The organism is Streptomyces sp. NPDC018947 (assembly GCF_044390505.1).
Classification (GTDB): Bacteria; Actinomycetota; Actinomycetes; order Streptomycetales; family Streptomycetaceae; genus Streptomyces.
This window is the reverse complement of sequence record NZ_JBIRZD010000002.1, coordinates 488,215-505,040: the sequence shown is the minus strand read 5'-3', so window position 1 is coordinate 505,040 and position 16,826 is coordinate 488,215. Positions and strand designations below refer to the sequence as shown.

The following is a 16,826-nucleotide window of genomic DNA, read 5'->3' as shown; positions in this document are numbered from 1 at the left end:
TCCTTGAGGAAGGTGGGGAAGGGCCGGCGCTGTCCGCGCTCAGCCCTTGATGGCCCCGGTGAGCACGCCCTTGGTGAAGTACCGCTGGAGGAAGGGGTAGACGAGCAGGATCGGCACGACGGCCACCACCAGGACCGCCATCTGCACGGCCTGCTGCGGGGCGAGTGCCTCGCCGGCGGACGCGCTGCTCAGGCTCTGGCCCTGCAGGACGTAGGTGCGCAGCACCATCGGCAGCGGCCACTTGCCGGAGTCGTCGAGGTACAGCAGCGCGTTGAAGAAGGCGTTCCAGTACGTCACGGCGTAGAAGAGGCCGATCACGGCCAGGACGGCCTTGGACAGCGGCAGAACGATCCGGACGAGGACGGTCAGGTCGCCCGCTCCGTCGACCTTCGCCGCGTCGTACAGCTCCTCCGGCAGGTTCATGAAGAAGGAGCGCAGGACGACCAGGTTGAAGGCGCTGACCAGGGTGGGCAGCACCAGCGCGGCGTAGGTGTCGTACAGGCCGAGGCCCTTGACGAGCAGGAAGTTGGGGATGATGCCCGCGTTGAACAGCATGGTGAACAGCGCCGTCATCAGGATGAAGCGGGAGCCGGTGACCTCGCGGCGCGACAGGCCGTAGGCCATGCCGATCGTGGCGAGCAGGCTGGCGAGCGTGCCGACGACGGTGATGCCGACGCTGACCAGCAGCGCCCGGGTCACGACTCCGCCGGTGAAGATGGTGCGGTAGGCGTCGAGCGTCGGGTGGTCGGGCCACAGGACGAGGCCCGTGGAGCGGATGATGTCGGTCTGCGAGGCGAAGCTGGTGCCGATGACGCCGAGCAGCGGATAGGCGACGGCGGCGACCACGACGACGAGGGCCAGGCCCTTGGCCAGCCGGCCGGTGCGGGTCGGTTTCTCCATCCACGGCGGCCGGCCGTCCGGCTTCCTCGGGGCGGGGCGGCCCGCCTTGCGCGGCGGCTGTGCGGGCAGGGAGCCGGGCTGTGTCTTCTCAGCGGTCAGCACCGCGGTACACCCCTTCGTGGCCGAGGCGGTGGGCGAGCTTGTTCGCGCCCAGGACCAGTGCGGTGCCGACGACCGCCTTGACCAGGCCGACGGCGGCGGCGACGCCCCAGTCGTTGTCCTTGATGCCGTGGTAGTAGACGTAGGTGTCCAGCACCTCGCCGGCGTCCGGGCCGACCGCGTCGCGCTGGAGCAGGATCTGCTCGAAGCCGACGGAGAGGATCTGCCCGAGGTTGAGGATGAGCAGCAGGACCAGGACGGGGGCGATGCCCGGCAGGGTGACGTGCCAGAGCCTGCGCCAGGGGCCGGCGCCGTCGATCGCGGCGGCCTCGTACTGCTGTCTGTCGATGTTGAGCAGCGCGGCGAGGATGATGATGGTGCCCCAGCCCGCGTCCTTCCAGGCCACCTGGAGGGTGAGGAGCCAGGGGAAGGCGTCGGGGTCGCTCATCATGTCGTAGCGCGGCAGACCGAGCCCCGCGAGGACGTCCGGCAGCAGGCCGGCGCCGCCCAGGAGCTGCTGGAAGATGGAGACGATGATCACCCAGCCGATGAAGTGCGGCAGGTAGACCACGCTCTGCACGAAGCGTCTGACGCGGTCGCTGGTGATGCTGTTGAGCAGCAGGGCCAGGGCGACGGGGACCGGGAAGAAGAACACCAGTTGGATGAGGGCGATCTCCAGGGTGTTGGACGTCGCGGTCCAGAACGCCGCCTCGCCGAACGCCGCGGTGAAGTTGGAGAAGCCCACCCAGACGCTGTGCATGTACCCGAGGTACGGCTCGTAGTCCTGGAACGCGACGACGTAGCCGAGCAGCGGCACGTAGTGGAAGACGAGGAAGTAGAGCAGTCCGGGCAGTGTGAGCAGCAGCATCACCCGGTCCCGCTTGATCCGTTGCCACAGGGTCCGATCCCTCGGCAGCGGGGGTGCTGATTCAGCCATGGCGCGTCCTGTTCGGCTGGGTGGCGCTTGGTGACCTTCTGCGGCGGCAAGTTAGTAAGCGGTTAACCCCATCGTCAATAGATGAGGAGAAACGACCGGGCGGCTCGCCGCCGTGCCACACGAGTTCAGTGGGACGTACTGGCAAAAACCATGCGTCAGGCCCAGGTTGAGAATCCCCAGGTGCTTGACGGCCGGGGCCGGGGCTCCTTAGCGTGCCGGTCATTCCATAGAACACGATTACTGTCCGGAGGCAGGGTGCGCACCACCGAAGAGGTGCCGGCTCGTTCCGGGGCCGATGGAACGACACCGGCACCCAGGCGGCCGCGCACGGTTCTGGTCATGGATCCCGGACTGCTCGACGTCGTCTTCCCGCCGCCCGTACGGGCCCGGCTGGAGGAGGTCGCCGAGCTCGGCAGCCCGTGCGTCATCGGCGAGTTCGACTCGCCGGAGGCGGTCGCGGCCCTGTCCGCGGCGGAGGTGCTGCTGACCGGCTGGGGGTGTCCGCCCGTCGACGCGGAGCTGCTGGAACGGGCGCCCGCCGTGCGGGCCGTGATCCATGCCGCGGGCACCGTCAAGACGTTCCTGTCCCCGGCCGCGTTCGACCGGGGCATCGTCGTCTCCTCCGCCGCCGCGGCCAACGCCGTGCCCGTCGCCGAGTACACGCTGGCCGCGATCATCATGGGCGCCAAGCGGGTGTTCCCGCTCGCCGGGATGTTCCGTTCCCGGCGCACCCACCGCACCGGCGCGGACCTGGACCGCCAGCACTGGCTCGGCACCCACGGGCTGACCGTCGGGGTCGTCGGCGCCTCGCGCATCGGCCGGCGGGTCGTCGAACTGCTGCGCATCCTCGACGCCGAGGTCCTGCTGTACGACCCCTACGTCACCCACGACGAGGCGCTGCGGCTCGGGGTCACCCCCGCCGACCTGGACACCCTGGTGGCCACCAGCGACGTGGTCACCGTCCACGCCCCCGACACCCCCGAGACCCGCGGCATGATCGACGCCCGCCGGATCGGCCTGATGCGGCCGGGCACCCTGCTCGTCAACACGGCGAGGGGCAGCCTGGTGGACACCGAGGCGCTGACGCCGCACCTGGTCAGCGGGCGGCTGGACGCGGTGCTCGACGTGACGTCCCCCGAGCCGCTGCCCGGGGGGCACCCCCTGTGGGACCTGCCGAACGTGTTCCTCACCCCGCACCTGGCGGGCGCCCAGGGCAACGAGGTGGGGCGCCTCGGCGCGCTCGCCGTCGACGAGCTGGGCCGGTACGCGACAGGCGCCGCCTTCGCCCACCCGGTGCACCGTGAGGACCTGGGGCGGATCGCGTGAGCGCCGGGAGGGGGCAGGCTCTAGGCTCGACGTCACACAACAGCCAGCAGGGGGTGGACCGGATGCGCAGGCAGAGCACGGCAGTGGACGGACAGCGGCGGGCGACGGTCACCGACGTGGCGCGGCTCGCGGGCGTCTCCACGGCGACCGTCTCGCGCGTCCTCAACCGCAACTACCCGGTGGCGCAGGCCACCCGGGAACGTGTCGAGTCCGCGATGCGCGAGCTCGGCTACGTGGTCAACGCCCACGCCCGCGCCCTCGCCGGCGTCTCGGCCCGCACGGTCGGCATCATCGTCAACGAGGTCGTCGACCCCTTCTACGCGTACATCGCCCGCGGAGTGGAGCGGGAGGCGACCCTGGGCGGCAGGCTCTGCCTGGTCTGCTGCACCCAGGGCGACCCGCAGCGCGAGCTGGCCTTCGTCGAGCTGATGCACGAGCGGCGGGCGGACGCGGTCATCGTGGTCGGCGGCAGCATCGCCGACCGCGCCTACACCTCCGAACTGGCCCGCAGGGCACGGGAACTGGACGCCGACGGATCGAAGCTCGTGCTGTGCGGCAGGCCGCCGCTCGGCGAGGACGTCCCGACCGTGTCGGTCGAGTACGACAACGAGGGCGGCGCCTTCGCCGTCACCGACCACCTGCTGATGCAGGGCCACGAGCGCATCCTGTACCTGGGCGGCCCGCCCAGGCTGTCCACCACCCGCGACCGGCTGGCCGGACACCGGCGCGCGCTCGAGCTGCGCGGCGTGGCACCGGACCCGGACCTGATCCACCCGGGCGCGTTCAGCCGCGGCTTCGGCCAGCGGCGCATGGCCGAGCTGCTGAGGAACGGGCCGCGGTTCACCGCCGTGTTCGCCGCCAACGACATGGTCGCCGCCGGTGCCGCCCAGGCGCTGGAGGAGGCGGGGCTCAGGGTGCCGAAGGACGTCTCCCTGGTGGGGTACGACGACATCCCGGTCGCGCAGGAGATGCGGCCCAGGCTGACCACCGTGCACGTGCCGCTGGAGGAGATGGGCCGGCAGGCCGTGCGCCTGGCCGTGCCGGGCGGCGACGAGGACGACTGGCGCGAGCCGACGACCGGCGCGCTGCGGCTCGGCACCCACATCGTGGTACGCGAATCCGTGGCGCCCCGGACCGCGAAGGACGGCCGGGCGTGACCGGTTACCGGGCTTCCCGTGCGTAGCCGACCGCGCCGGCCATAGAAAATCGCAGTAACTTCCCCACCCCTCTTGCGGCTTCGTAGCAACCGCTTACATGCTGTCGCGGAGTTCTTCGCACCGGGTGTGCCGCACGTCCCGCACGCCCTCCGTCCCGCGCCCCTTCACCGCAGGGAGATCTCCGCATGCGTCCTTCGACGTCCTCCTCGTCGCCCTCCCCGTCCCCGGCGCGCCCGGTGGGCCGCCGTGCCGTCCTCGCCTCCGCGGCCGCCACCGGAGCCCTCGCCGCCCTAGGCGTCGCCGCCGGTCCGGCATCCGCGCAGGACCGGCGGCCCCTGGCGAGCGTCCTGGTCACCGCGCGGCCGGGTGCCGAGGCCGAACGGCTCCGCCTCGGACAGGCGTTGCGCGGCAGCGAGTTCACCCCCACTGGGCTGTACGCGCGGCCCGGCTCCGCCCTCACCCTCACCGTCCAGCCGCACGACGACCTCGTCCCCACCCTCTGGATCGGCGCCTGGGACTACTACGGGGAGATCAAGGAACCCCGCCGCCACCCCCTGGCCGCCGGCGCCAACACGGTGACCGACCCCCACGGCGGCCCCGTCTACCTGACGCTCACGGGCGACGGCGAGCGGGCGAGCGTGCTGTTCCGCTCAGGCGCCGTACCGATGCCCGTGTTCACCCTGGGCGAGACCACCGAGGACACCTACCGGCAGCGCCTGGACACCCTGACCGACAGCCCGTACGTCGAGATGCACGCCCCGAACACCATCCTGACCCTCACCCGCGAGGGCGCGCTGCTGTACCGCGACGAGGACCACACCGCGCTCCTGGAGCTCATGGAGACGATCATCGACTCGCACGCACGGATCAGCGGCCTGGACGGCTCACGGCCGGTGCACCGCAGGAAGGCGGGGCCGTACCACTTCACCGAGGTCAGCAAGGTCCCGACCGGTGTCGGCGCCTACGCCACCCACGGCTACAACGGCTTCCCGCGCGCGTACCTGGACCGCGCCACCACCGTCACGGGGCTGCGCACCCGCGGCTGGGGCTTCTACCACGAACTGGGCCACATGCACCAGCAGTTCGCGTACAAGCCCGGCGGCCTCACCGAGGTCACCGTCAACATCTACTCACTGGCCGCCCAGCGCACCCTGGGACAGCCGTCCAACCTGCTGACGGTCGACCCGGCGACGGGCCTGAACCACTTCGAGTCCGCGCTGCGCAAGTTCGGCACGGCCGGGCTGACCTACGAGAAGTCCTTCGGCGCGTACGAGAAGCTCGTCCCCCTGCGCCAGCTCGAGCTGGCGTTCGGCGAGGACTTCTGGCCCCGCCTGCACCGGCTGGTGCGCGAGGAGAACCCGCAGTCCGACTACACGGAGAACGCCAAGCGCTACCGGGCCCTGGCCACCTACTCCAGCCGCGTCGCGGGATACGACCTCACCGGCTTCTTCGTGAACACCTGGGCGTTCCCGATCGACGCGACCGGCCGGGCGGAGCTGGCGGCCCTGCACCTGCCCCAGCCGCCCGTCGACCCCAGCACGCTCACCGACTGACCGGGACGAGAGGACACCCCGTGCGACTCACCAGACGCTCCCTCCTGGCGGCGACCGCGGCGACCGCGGCGACCGGCACCGCCGCCCTGGTCACCGCGGCGGGCCCGGCCCGGGCCGCCGGCGCACCCGGTTACGGCCCGGGGACCGGGACCGCCCCGGCCGCCGGCGCCGCACCCGACGTCCCGGCGCTGCTCGCCCGCGCCGAGGCCCTGCTCACCGGAGGCGCCCCCGACCTCGCCGACCCCGACGTCGCCGCGGCCGTCACGGCACTGGACACCTCGGCCGGGGCGCTCTGGGCGGGCCTGGACCGCGACCCCGCCCGCACCGCCCTGTGGGCCGACCTCGCCCCGCTGACCGACCCGGGCAACTTCGGGCAGAGCTACACCAGGCTCCGCACCCTGGCCACCGCCTGGGCCACCCCCGGCACCTCGCTGGCCGGGGACCCCGCCGTGGCCGACGCGCTCGTGGCCGCGCTGCGCCTCACCCACGACACCGCCTACAACCCGGCCCGGCGCGAGACGGGCAACTGGTGGTTCTGGGAGATCGGAGCGCCCCGCGCCCTGATGGACACCGCCGTCCTGCTGCGCGACCGGCTGCCCGCCGCCGACCTCGCGGACTACCTCGCCGTCGTCGACCGGTTCTGCCCCGACGCGGACCGCCGCACGAACGCCCCCACCCTCGCCGAGACCGGCGCCAACCGCGCCGACAAGGCGGTGATCGTCGCCCTGCGCGGTCTGCTCGGCCAGGACGCCGCCAAGCTCGCGTCGGCCCGCGACGCCCTGTCCGACGTACGCGACTCCGGGCGCAACAGCCTCTTCCGGTACGTCACTTCGGGCGACGGCTTCTACGAGGACGGCTCGTTCGTGCAGCACGGCACGGTCGCCTACACCGGCACCTACGGCGTGGTCCTCCTCGGCGGCATCGCCCACCTGCTCGCGCTGCTGGCCGGCTCCCCGTGGCAGGTCGCCGACCCCGATGTCTCCGTGCTGTACGAGGCCGTCGAGCGGAGCTTCTCCCCGGTGCTCTTCGACGGGCTGATGATGGACGCCGTCCGGGGCCGTGCCGTCTCCCGGGAACGGGCCGGCGACCACCGCGACGGCGCCGCGGCCGTCGCCGCGATCCTGCTGCTGGCGACCGGGGCGCCGCAGGCGTACGCCGCCCGCTGGCGCGCGGAGGCCAAGGGCTGGCTGACCCGCAACCGCACCACGCCCTTCACCCGGCTCGCGGCCCTTCCCCAGATCGCCCTCGCCAAGGACGTCCTGGACGACGACGGCGTGCCCGCGGGCGAACGGGCGACCGGTCTCCACGTCTTCGCCGACATGGACCGGGTGGTGCACCGCCGCCCGCGCTGGGCGTACTCCCTCTCGCTGTCCTCGAGGCGCGTCGCCGCCTACGAGGCGGGCAACGGGGAGAACCTGCACGGCTGGTACACCGGCGACGGTATGGCCCAGCTCTACGACGCGGCGGACCTGGCGCAGTTCAACGACGGGTTCTGGCCCACCGTCGACCCGTACCGGCTCCCCGGGACGACGGTCGACACCCGGCGGCGCACCGACCTCGGCACGGGCGGCGGCACGTCCACCTACCGCCCGGCCAACACCGTCGCGGGCGGTGCCGTGCTCCACGACCGGTACGGCGCCGTCGCCATGGAACTCGTCGGCGCGCCCGGCAGCACCCTGCGGGCGAGGAAGTCCTGGTTCCTCGTCGACGACGCGGTGATCTCCCTCGGCGCCGGCATCACCGCCACCGACGGCCGCACGGTGGAGACGGTCGTCGAGAACCGCAACCTGGGTCGCGACGGCCTGCCGCGCCTGCTGGTCGACGGCGTCCGGCAACCCGGCGAGCACGGCTGGACACGGCGCTTCGAGCAGGCGGGATGGGCCCACATCGAGGGCGTCGGCGGCTACGTCTTCCCCGGGGCGACCGACCTGCACGCCCTGCGGGAGGAACGCACCGGCGCCTGGCGGGACATCAACACCGGTGCGGACACCGGAGGTTCGGCCACCCCGCTCACCCGGCGCTACCTCACTCTCTGGATCGACCACGGCGTCTCCCCGGCCGGGGCGGCGTACGCCCACGCGCTGCTGCCCGGCGCGTCCGCCACCGCCACCGCCGTCTGGGCCCGCTCCCGCCCGGTGCGCGTCGTCGCCAACGACGCCACCGCGCAGGCCGTGGAGGCCCGCCGGCTCGGACTGACCGCGGCCACCTTCTGGGCCCCCGGCACCGCGGCCGGCATCCACTCCTCGGGACCCGCCTCGGTACTGGTCCTGCGGCGCGACGACCGGATCTCCGTGGCCGTCGCCGACCCCGGCCGCACCCAGAGCACGCTCGGCGTCGAACTGCCGTTCCGCGTGGGCGCGGTGCTCTCGGCGGACGACACGGTCGCGGTCACGCCCGGACGCAGAGGCCGTCTCACCGTCACGGTCGGCGGATCACGCGGACACACCCACCGCGCCGAACTCACCCAGTAGCCCCGTCCCCGAGGAGCAGCACCATGTCCGTCGCCCCGCATCTGCACCTGCCGCCCACCGACCGGGTCCTGTCCCCGCGCACCGGCTGGACGCGCGCCCACTGGGAGGCGGCGGCCGACCGGATGCTGGACGCGATCGTGCCGTACGCGACACCCGGCTTCGCCCAGTACCGGCTGCCGGGCCGCACCAGTTGGTCGGGTGTCGTGTCGGACGGACTCGAAGGCTTCGCCCGGTCCTTCCTGCTCGCGGCCTTCCGGATCGCCGGCGCGGGCGGCGCCGTCGACCCGGCGCTCATCGAGCGGTACGCGGCGGGCCTCGCCGCGGGCACGGACCGCGCCGGGGCGGAGGCCTGGCCCGCGCTGACCGACTGCTCGCAGCAGATGGTCGAGGCGGCGTCCGTCGCGGTGGCCCTGCACGAGACCCGCCCGTGGATCTGGGACCGCCTCGACACCGCCGTCCGGGAACGTGTCGTCGACTGGTTCTCCGGATTCGTGGGCGGACGCACGTGGGACAACAACTGGCGCCTGTTCCAGGTGGTGTCCGAGGAGTTCCTCGCCTCGGTGGGCGCGCCGCACAGCCGCCGGGACATCGAGTCGGGCCTCGACCGGATCGACGACTGGTACCGCGGCGACGGCTGGTACACCGACGGCGACGGCCAGAACTTCGACTACTACAACGGCTGGGCCCTGCACCTGTACCCGATCCTGTGGTCGCGGATCGCGGACGACGACGGGGGCCGGACGGCGGTCCACCGGGAGCGCCTGCACAGGTTCCTGGAGGACTACCCGTACTTCTTCGGCGCGGACGGCGCGCCCGTGCACCAAGGACGCTCGCTCGCGTACCGCTTCGCCGCGCTGGCCCCGGTGTGGGCCGGCGCGCTCGCCGACTGCACCCCGCTCGCCCCCGGGCTGTCGCGCCGCCTCGCCTCGGGCACCCTGCGGCACTTCGTGGAGCGGGGCGTGCCCGACGAGCGCGGGCTGCTGACGCTCGGCTGGTACGACACCTTCCTCCCGGCCACCCAGCCCTACTCCGGCCCCGCCTCCCCGTACTGGGCGAGCAAGGGCTTCCTCGGACTGCTGCTGCCCGCGGACCACCCGGTCTGGACTGCGCGCGAACTGCCCCTGCCCGTCGAGGAGTCCGACACCCGCAGAGCCCTCCCGGCGCCGGGCTGGCTGCTGCACGGCACCCGGCACGACGGGATCGTCCGGCTCGTCAACCACGGCAGCGACCACCAGCCGCCCCCGGCCGAAGGAGCCGACCCGGCCGAAGGCACCGAGGACCCGCACTACGGCCGGCTCGCCTACTCGACCGCCACGGCCCCGCAGACCGCCCCGCACGCGGCGGAGCGGGCCGTCGACAACCACCTGGCGCTCCTGTCGCCGAGCGGCACACCGTCGCGGCGCACCCGGATCCACCGCCTGCGCTGCGAGGACGGGATCGCCGCCTCCTGGTACGCGGCACGCCTCCCGGGCGACGACCACCGCTACCGCGTCGAGACCACCAGCGTGCTGCACGGGCCGTGGGAGATCCGCGTCCACCGCGTCCAGGCGCCGGAAGGAGCGACGGTGCGGGAGGGCGGCCACACGGTGGCCCACGCACACCCCCCGGCCGCCCGCACGGGCCCCGGCTGGGCCCTGACCCGCACGGCCGACGGCCTGAGCAGCGCCGTCGTCGCCCTGCACGGCTGGGACACCACCGCCGACGTGGCCCGGGACCTCGAGGCCAACGCCTTCGGCCCCCACTCCGCGACCCCCCACCTCCACCTCGCCCGCCACCCCGGAGGCACCAGCACCCACGTCACCCTGCTGGCCCTCTCCCGCGACACCCTCCACCCCGAGGCCCTCCGCACGGCGGCCACGATCCGAACGACCCCGCACAGCCCCACGGTGACGCTGCGCTTCCTGGACGGGACGGTGGTCGAGGTGTGAGAGCCGTCACGTCCGGGTGTCACCCCGCTGTCGGGCGTTCCCCGGTCGGTGCCCGGCGCGCCGCCGGAGTGTCCAGGTGGGTCACGACGGTCGTGTGGAAGCGGTGCACGGCGTCGTCGACGCTGCGGATGAAGCCGGTCTCGGCGTTGCCGCGGCCGCTCCCCATGCCCTTGAACAGGGAGAGACGGAACCCGGTGATGCGGGCGCCGTTGTCCTTGGGCAGCAGGTCCGCCGGCTCCGGGCGAAGCCGCTCCAGCGTTCCCCGGGGCCCTCCGGTCTCACTGTCGACCAGGGTTTCGATGTGCAGGTCCGCCGGAGCCTCGGACAGGCGCCGGACAAGCCGCTTGGCCCAGCTCAGGGGATAGCCCTGCCCAGGCGCCGGGATGTCGATGGACGTGCGCAGCTTGCCGGTGCGCAGGTCGGCGCTGACCGTGAGGACTCCGGGTGTGCCGTCGATGCGCAGCTCCGCCTGGAGGCGTCCGTCGAGGCAGAGCTGGTCGGCGAGGCGGTTGCGGCGTTCCTTGGGGTCCGTCCCGCGCTTGGCGCGCTGGACGGGCAGCACCTTCTGCCCGAGTTCGCCCCCCAGCCTCAGGCAGACCTGGCGGATGAGCCGCTCCCAGCTCTCCACCACCTCGAGCGCCCTCGCGTCGCCCTGGCAGAGGGTTTCGTCGTCAATGCCGTTGCGTACGGGGACCCAGGCGGGGCCCATGTTCTGGAAGCCGTGGCAGCCGGAGTTGTCGTGCTGGAGGTAGTGCAGCAGTTCCTGGAGGAGCCAGGCATGCGCCGCGTTCCCCACTCCCTCGTGCCTGATCAGCATCTGCGCCTGGTGGGCGACTTCGGCCCAGGACAGGTGCCACAGGGCCACCTTGTGCTTGCGGCGCTTGTCGATCTTCACATCGACGAGTGGGCTGCCTTCGAGCGCGACGTCGTTCGTCAGTGTGATCACGGCTTCGTACCCACGGCGTGCCGCGATGTCCATATAGGCCTGGACCTGATCGGCCTTGAGAGGGTTGCCGTTTGTCTTCGTCTCGACCAGCGCGGTCCACAACTTGCCGGCCCGCTCCACGCGGATCACGCCGTCAGGGCGCCGCGGACTGTCGCCGTGGGGCAGGGAGACCTCCGTGAACGTCTCCATACGGCCCGCCGGAGCCCCGAACCCGGCGGTGAGCCGCCTGCTGAACTCCGGCACCTGCGCCATCACCGACAGCAGCACCGAGGTGGCGCGCATCTCACGATCCCGGTCGCTCTTGAGTACCGACACCGGGAAGAGCCGCGCCTGCTTCCAGGAGTCGTTCTCCGCGAGGGTCTTCCTGACCGTCTTGGGGAGGGTGACCTTCTTCTTCGCGGTGCGAGGGCGGGCGGCCGTCTTCTTCGGTTCGCCCACCTCGCCGTCCGGCCGTCGGGGAGCGGGCACGGTGACCGGCGTCTCTTCCCGCTCAGGTTCCGCGACCGGTGCCGCGCCTGCGGCGTCCGCCCGCTCGTCGCCTTCGACGCCGCCGAGTGCCCCGTCCGGCTCCGTGACCGCGTCGTCCTCGATGTCGACGCCGAAGTCGGTGGCCAGCCCCGCGAGTCCGGTCTCGTAGCCCTGACCCACGGCACGGAACTTCCAGGCGTCCCCGCGCCGGTACAGCTCGCCGAAGATCATCGCTGTTACGCAGGCGGCGTCATCGACGGCGAACCGCAGGAGGTTCTCGCCGACGCCGTCGGCCAGCGTGATCTTCACGTCCTCCAGTTCACCGAAGCGGGCTCCGTCGTACCTGCTCGCGGCCACGACGATCCGCTCGATGCCGGACGGCACGGCGGTCAGGTCGAAGCTGATCCGGTCCTCGCTGCCGTCCGCCGTCGGTGTCTTGCCCAGAAGCTGTACGCTCCCGTCGGCGGCCACCGGGTGGTTGTAGAAGTAGAAGTCGGCGTCGCTGCGGACCTTGCCGTTCTCGTCCAGGAGAAGCACCGAAACGTCCGCGTCGCCCTCACCGCTGGGGCTGACCCAGCCAAGACTGACGATCACTGAACCGACGTTGTCGCTCAGGTCCGACAGGGCCACGTTCGACCCCTTGATCATTTCCTGCACAAAGCCCCCCAACGGCGCAGCGCGGGCATGCGGAATGCACCGCGCCATCATCCCCTTGCGCGACACGAGACGACGAGTCGCGCGGGGGTAACTGTAATGCGCACAAAGCGTGCGCGTGGAGATCCGGTGAAGTTCGATGCGCGGAAGGTTCACGAGCGGCACGGCCGCCCCCGCTGTACGGGAGGCCCGTGGGGTGGGGTGATCTTTGTGGGTTCTGACAGTACGTCCGTCCGTCAGGGGGCGGGGAGACTCACCGCCGAGGGCACGGTGGCCGGTTCGCGGTCGGCGGGGTCCTGGTGATGACGTAGCGCGCACAGGGGAGAGCGGCACGGTGAGTGGTCAGCAGTACGACGAGATCGGCGAGGCCTACGAGGGGTTCAAGGCGCTGCCGCTGGAGCAGTACGCGGTGGTGCCCAGCTTCCTGGGCATGGTGGGGGACGTGCGCGGAAAGTCGGTCCTCGACCTGGCGTCCGGGACCGGCTTCTACAGCAGGGAGTTCAAGCGGCGCGGCGCCACCGAGGTGCTCGGGATCGACATCTCCGGGGAGATGGTCGCCGTCGCACGGCAGTTGGAGGAGAGCGACCCGCTCGGCATCCGCTACGAGGTGGGCGACGCGGCCGAACTGCGCGCGTTCGAGGAGCGTTTCGACATCGGCCTGGCGGTCCAGCTCCTCAACTACGCGAGCGACATGGCCACCACCGAGCGGATGTGCCGCAACGTGCACCGCGCTCTGAAGCCCGGCGGCGAGTTCTTCCTGCTCAACCAGTCTCCCGACTTCCGCTTCGACGGCCCGCCCCCGGACAGGTACGGGTTCCGCAGCGAGCTGACCGGGGAAGAGGTCGAGACCGGACCCCAGGTGCGGACCACCGCCCTCCTCGACCCGCCGGTCTCGTTCCTCGCCAACCTGCCGCGCCGGGAGGTCTACGAGAAGTGCCTGACCGCCGCCGGGTTCAGCGACCTCACCTGGGTGCCGCTGACCGTGACGGAGGCCGGGGTGCGGCGGTTCGGTGCCGACCACTGGTCGGACTTCCACGCCAACCCGCCGCTGGAGATGCTGCGCTGCCGCGCCTGACCACCCACCGGCACCGCTCGCACCGGACGCCGTGACCCGGCGGCGGGGACGAGGGCCTACGCTGTCGTCCCCGGCCGGAGCCGTCCGGCGGACGGAGGGGCCATGAGCGGGAGCGGACCGGCGATGCCCGCCCGGGACCGGCTGACCGGGACGCCGGCGCGCGAGCTCGTGGCGGCGGCCCCGGGCGAGTGGGACCCCATCCGGTTCGCCGCGTTCGTGGTGAACGGCTGACTACGACAGCGAGCCGCGGTTCCTGCCACCCTCGGCCCCGAGGCCTACGCGCGGGACCTGTGACGGTTCCCGCGCGACGCCGACAAGCGGCCCGCGTGGCTGCGCGAGCGGCTCTCCTGGGCCGTGCTCACGCCCGAGCGGCGGCTGCCGGCCGACCTCGGCCGGGCGGCGCTGTCAGAGCGTGCCCGTGCCGGGCGGCACCCGCCCTCTGTTCCCCGTCACCGAACCGCCCGACTCGGACGCCGTCCTGGTCACCTCGGCCCTGACCGGCGCCCGGGCGCACGTCTCGGCCGACGGCACGGTGCGGCTCCTCGACGCCCGTCCCGCGCCGCAGCCCGAAACGGACCCGAACGGTGATCCGCCCACTGTCGGCCGAAGGAGGGCTCGGCCCCGCGCTCCACGCCCTCGCCATGGGACCGCGTCGGCGGCGAGAACCCGCCCGCGCCCGGAGCGACCTGCCGCAAGCCCAGCGCGGTCACGCAAACCACCGGCGCGGCATGACGGCAGGCCAAAGGAGCTTCGTCGGGGACGCGTTGTCAGTGGTGAGCGCTACGTTCGTGGTCTTGGAACCGCTGTTGCACGACAGGAGTGGACGATGACCGAGAGCAGTGTGCCGCCCGCGCTCAGGGTAGTGCTGACGGACGTCAACGAGCGTGTGGTGGAGGCGTGGCGCGCCGCGTTCGCCGACACACCTGGCATCGAGATCCACCAGGGCTCGATCCTCGACGAGGACGTCGATGCCTGGGTCACCCCCACGAACTCCCGGGGCCGGATGGATGGCGGGGTCGACGCCGTGATCAAGCGGTACCTCGGGTCCGGCATCCAGGTGCGCGTCCAGCGGGCGATCCGCGATCGGTTCGCCGGACCCATGCCGGTGGGCAGCGCGGTCTGCGTGCCGTCGGGCGCGACCGTCCCCCGGTACCTGATATCGACGCCGACGATGGTGCGGTCCTCGCAGAACGTGAGCGCCACGATGAACGTGGCGCTGGCCTGCGCCGCGGCTTTCCAAGCCGTCCACCGGCAGAACCGGACGAAGCCGGGCAGTATCCGGTCCGTGGCGCTGGTCGGGATGGGAGCGCGGACCGGCCAGGTGCCGGCCCGGGTGTGCGCCAATCTGATGTGGACCGGCTACACGCTCTTCCACGACCACTGGTTCGAGGACGACGACGAGCTCCGGTCCACGATCGTCTCCCAGCTCGACGGGATCGAGAACGCGCCGGTCGACCAGCGGGTGCGCATCGTGCCGCCGCCGGCCGTCACGCCCGCGCCGGCCGAAACCGCCGCTGCCGCTCCCTGTGCCGCCCCCTCCTCTCCTTCTGCCAAGACGAGCGAAAGCGGCTCCGTCGTGACCGGATCGACGACCGGCGTCCCGGCTCCGGTCCATCCGCCGCAGCCCCTTCCCGATACGAACGATCCCCTCGCCCTGACCGAGCTCTTCGACGGCGGCGAGGCATGGCTGCCCCTGCTGAAGCCGGTCATCGAGGCGCAGCCGGACGCCGCACGGTTCATCGGGAAGGACCGCAGTCACGAGGTGGTCCCGGTCCGCGAGCTGACGTTCCAGGCGCTCAAGCCGAACCCGCCGCACAAGTGGAAGGTCGTGGTCTTCGGTCAGAACCCGTACCCGCGGCCGGAGAGCGCCACCGGCATAGCCATGTTCGACAACACCTTCAGCGACTGGAAGGACAGTCAGTTCGGCCGGGTCGTCAGCATCCGGTGCCTCATCAAGGCGGCGGCGATGTGGAAGTACGGCATCGCCAAGAAGACCCCGATCGCCGACGTGCGGGCACTGCTCAAGGAGCGGGACACGGTCCAGCCGCCGGAGTGGTTCCAGGCGATGCTGACGCAGGGTGTGCTTTTGCTGAACGCCTCTTTGACCGCGAGCGGCGACGGGGCGATGGGTGCCGACCAGCACACGGCGTTCTGGCGGCCGGTCGCCGAGCGGATCGTCGAGGAGATCCTCAAGGCCAAGCAGGATGCGACCGAGGAGGACCGCGGGGTCGTGTTCGCGTGGTGGGGGGCGCACGCCCGCAGCCTGAAGCGGGCCGTCCTACGGCTTCAGCAGAAGTACCCGGACGTCGAGGTCCGGCATCTCGACCACGTGAATCCGGCGGCCCAGGGTGACATCTTCTGCGAGGGCGACCACTTCGCCCAGGTCAACGACGCTCTGGCCTCGCTGGGCGCCGACCGCATCGACTGGCTGCCCAGCAAGGGGTGGAGCGCGCCGGCGGGCGGCGTGGGCGGTGCCGGCGGGGATGTCTCGGCGCGCATGGGCGCTTTCATCGAGTCGACCATGAACCTGCACCAGCTGTACCTGGAGCGCCTCACCAGCGTCAAGGACGAGGGCCTCGTCCTGCCCGCGATCACCGGTGTCTTCGACACCCCGCTGATGGACTTCCAGGACGCCGTCGCCCCGGTCTCCGCGGTACTGTCCGGGCTCGCCGGGCACATCCGGCGCTCCCGCGACTTCGGCAAGCAGCGTGCGGACCAGGCGGCCGGCGGCGGCCTGTCCGCCGACGCGATCGCCGCAGTTCATCTCTACACGTGTGAGTCAGCCCTCTACCGGGAGCTCAACAGCGTTCTGCGCTCCCCCGACCGCACCAAGGTCACGCCTTACCTGCCGTACCTGCGGCTGCTGTTCTCGGCGGTCTCGGAGCTGCCGGCGTACACGCAGCCGTTGTGGCGCGGGGTGTCGCTGGATCTCCGGGCGCAGTACCCGGTGGGCCGGACGGTGACCTGGTGGGGTGTCTCCTCATGCACCTCCGACCTGAAGGTGGCCAGGGCGTTCCTGGGCAGTCGCGGCAAGCGGACCCTCTTCGAGGTGACGCCTGCCCGGGCCGTCGGGATCAAGAGCTTCTCCGCCTTCACCGGCGAGGAGGAGTACATCCTGACCCCGGGTACCCAGCTCAAGGTGACGGAGGTGAAGAGCTTGTCCCGCGGGCTGTGCACGGTCCGGCTGAGCGAGATCACGGACAGCACGCCCGTGGTGTCCTGAAGCACGTCCCCGTCCCACGGTGGCCCCGGCCGGGATCCGAGCGTTCCTTCCAGTGCGCAGACACCGCCGTGGACCGTGTCGGGTGAGCC

The 16,826-nt window shown here is 72.1% G+C and carries 11 protein-coding genes; 8 read left to right on the top strand and 3 right to left on the bottom strand.

Annotated elements, in window-relative coordinates; all coding sequences use genetic code 11:
• Positions 1-39: 39 nt before the first annotated feature.
• Entirely contained in the window at positions 40-900 is an 861-nt protein-coding gene (locus ACH499_RS06915) for a carbohydrate ABC transporter permease (RefSeq protein WP_356205037.1), read from the bottom strand.
• A gap of 88 nt (positions 901-988) precedes the next feature.
• Positions 989-1,936 (bottom strand): ABC transporter permease subunit, encoded by a 948-nt coding sequence (locus tag ACH499_RS06910; RefSeq protein ID WP_356205000.1) that lies wholly within the window; start codon positions 1,934-1,936, stop codon positions 989-991.
• 339 nt (positions 1,937-2,275) lie between these two features.
• Here ACH499_RS06910 and ACH499_RS06905 point away from each other — a divergent pair, with 339 nt between their 5' ends.
• The 5 genes from ACH499_RS06905 to ACH499_RS06885 all read left to right on the top strand — a co-directional run bounded on the left by ACH499_RS06905 (position 2,276) and on the right by ACH499_RS06885 (position 10,371).
• A complete protein-coding gene (locus ACH499_RS06905; RefSeq protein ID WP_356205001.1) occupies positions 2,276-3,262 on the top strand; it encodes a hydroxyacid dehydrogenase in 987 nt (328 codons plus the stop codon).
• Between the two features lie 62 nt (positions 3,263-3,324).
• Positions 3,325-4,419, top strand: a complete 1,095-nt coding sequence (locus ACH499_RS06900) for a LacI family DNA-binding transcriptional regulator (protein ID WP_356205003.1) — start codon at positions 3,325-3,327, stop codon at positions 4,417-4,419.
• A 185-nt stretch (positions 4,420-4,604) separates the two neighbouring features.
• The gene (locus tag ACH499_RS06895) at positions 4,605-5,972 is read left to right on the top strand and encodes a M60 family metallopeptidase (protein ID WP_399014167.1); all 1,368 of its coding nucleotides are present in this window, start codon (positions 4,605-4,607) and stop codon (positions 5,970-5,972) included.
• A gap of 20 nt (positions 5,973-5,992) precedes the next feature.
• Entirely contained in the window at positions 5,993-8,443 is a 2,451-nt protein-coding gene (locus ACH499_RS06890) for a polysaccharide lyase 8 family protein (RefSeq protein WP_399014166.1), read from the top strand.
• Positions 8,444-8,466: 23 nt separating this feature from the next.
• Positions 8,467-10,371: a DUF2264 domain-containing protein gene (locus ACH499_RS06885; protein ID WP_399014165.1), complete on the top strand. Its 1,905-nt coding sequence runs from the start codon at positions 8,467-8,469 to the stop codon at positions 10,369-10,371.
• A gap of 19 nt (positions 10,372-10,390) precedes the next feature.
• Here ACH499_RS06885 and ACH499_RS06880 read toward each other — a convergent pair whose 3' ends face one another.
• Complete coding sequence (locus tag ACH499_RS06880) at positions 10,391-12,433, bottom strand: TerD family protein (protein WP_399014164.1); 2,043 nt, start codon at positions 12,431-12,433, stop codon at positions 10,391-10,393.
• A gap of 340 nt (positions 12,434-12,773) precedes the next feature.
• Here ACH499_RS06880 and ACH499_RS06875 point away from each other — a divergent pair, with 340 nt between their 5' ends.
• The 3 genes from ACH499_RS06875 (at position 12,774) to ACH499_RS06865 (ending at position 16,737) form a co-directional block, all read left to right on the top strand.
• Positions 12,774-13,514 carry a class I SAM-dependent methyltransferase gene (locus ACH499_RS06875; RefSeq protein WP_399014163.1) on the top strand — a complete coding sequence of 247 codons (741 nt, stop codon included), beginning with the start codon at positions 12,774-12,776 and terminating at the stop codon, positions 13,512-13,514.
• A 102-nt stretch (positions 13,515-13,616) separates the two neighbouring features.
• The gene (locus ACH499_RS06870) at positions 13,617-13,745 is read left to right on the top strand and encodes a hypothetical protein (protein WP_399014162.1); all 129 of its coding nucleotides are present in this window, start codon (positions 13,617-13,619) and stop codon (positions 13,743-13,745) included.
• 595 nt (positions 13,746-14,340) lie between these two features.
• Entirely contained in the window at positions 14,341-16,737 is a 2,397-nt protein-coding gene (locus tag ACH499_RS06865; protein ID WP_399014161.1) for an ADP-ribosyltransferase domain-containing protein, read from the top strand.
• Positions 16,738-16,826: the final 89 nt, after the last annotated feature.

Coding starts and splice junctions, on each gene's coding strand:
- ACH499_RS06915 (WP_356205037.1), bottom strand. CDS start 900: ATGGAGAAACCGACCCGCACCGGCCGGCTGGCCAAGGGCCTGGCCCTC.
- ACH499_RS06910 (WP_356205000.1), bottom strand. CDS start 1,936: ATGGCTGAATCAGCACCCCCGCTGCCGAGGGATCGGACCCTGTGGCAA.
- ACH499_RS06905 (WP_356205001.1), top strand. CDS start 2,276: ATGGATCCCGGACTGCTCGACGTCGTCTTCCCGCCGCCCGTACGGGCC.
- ACH499_RS06900 (WP_356205003.1), top strand. CDS start 3,325: ATGCGCAGGCAGAGCACGGCAGTGGACGGACAGCGGCGGGCGACGGTC.
- ACH499_RS06895 (WP_399014167.1), top strand. CDS start 4,605: ATGCGTCCTTCGACGTCCTCCTCGTCGCCCTCCCCGTCCCCGGCGCGC.
- ACH499_RS06885 (WP_399014165.1), top strand. CDS start 8,467: ATGTCCGTCGCCCCGCATCTGCACCTGCCGCCCACCGACCGGGTCCTG.
- ACH499_RS06880 (WP_399014164.1), bottom strand. CDS start 12,433: ATGATCAAGGGGTCGAACGTGGCCCTGTCGGACCTGAGCGACAACGTC.
- ACH499_RS06870 (WP_399014162.1), top strand. CDS start 13,617: ATGAGCGGGAGCGGACCGGCGATGCCCGCCCGGGACCGGCTGACCGGG.
- ACH499_RS06865 (WP_399014161.1), top strand. CDS start 14,341: ATGACCGAGAGCAGTGTGCCGCCCGCGCTCAGGGTAGTGCTGACGGAC.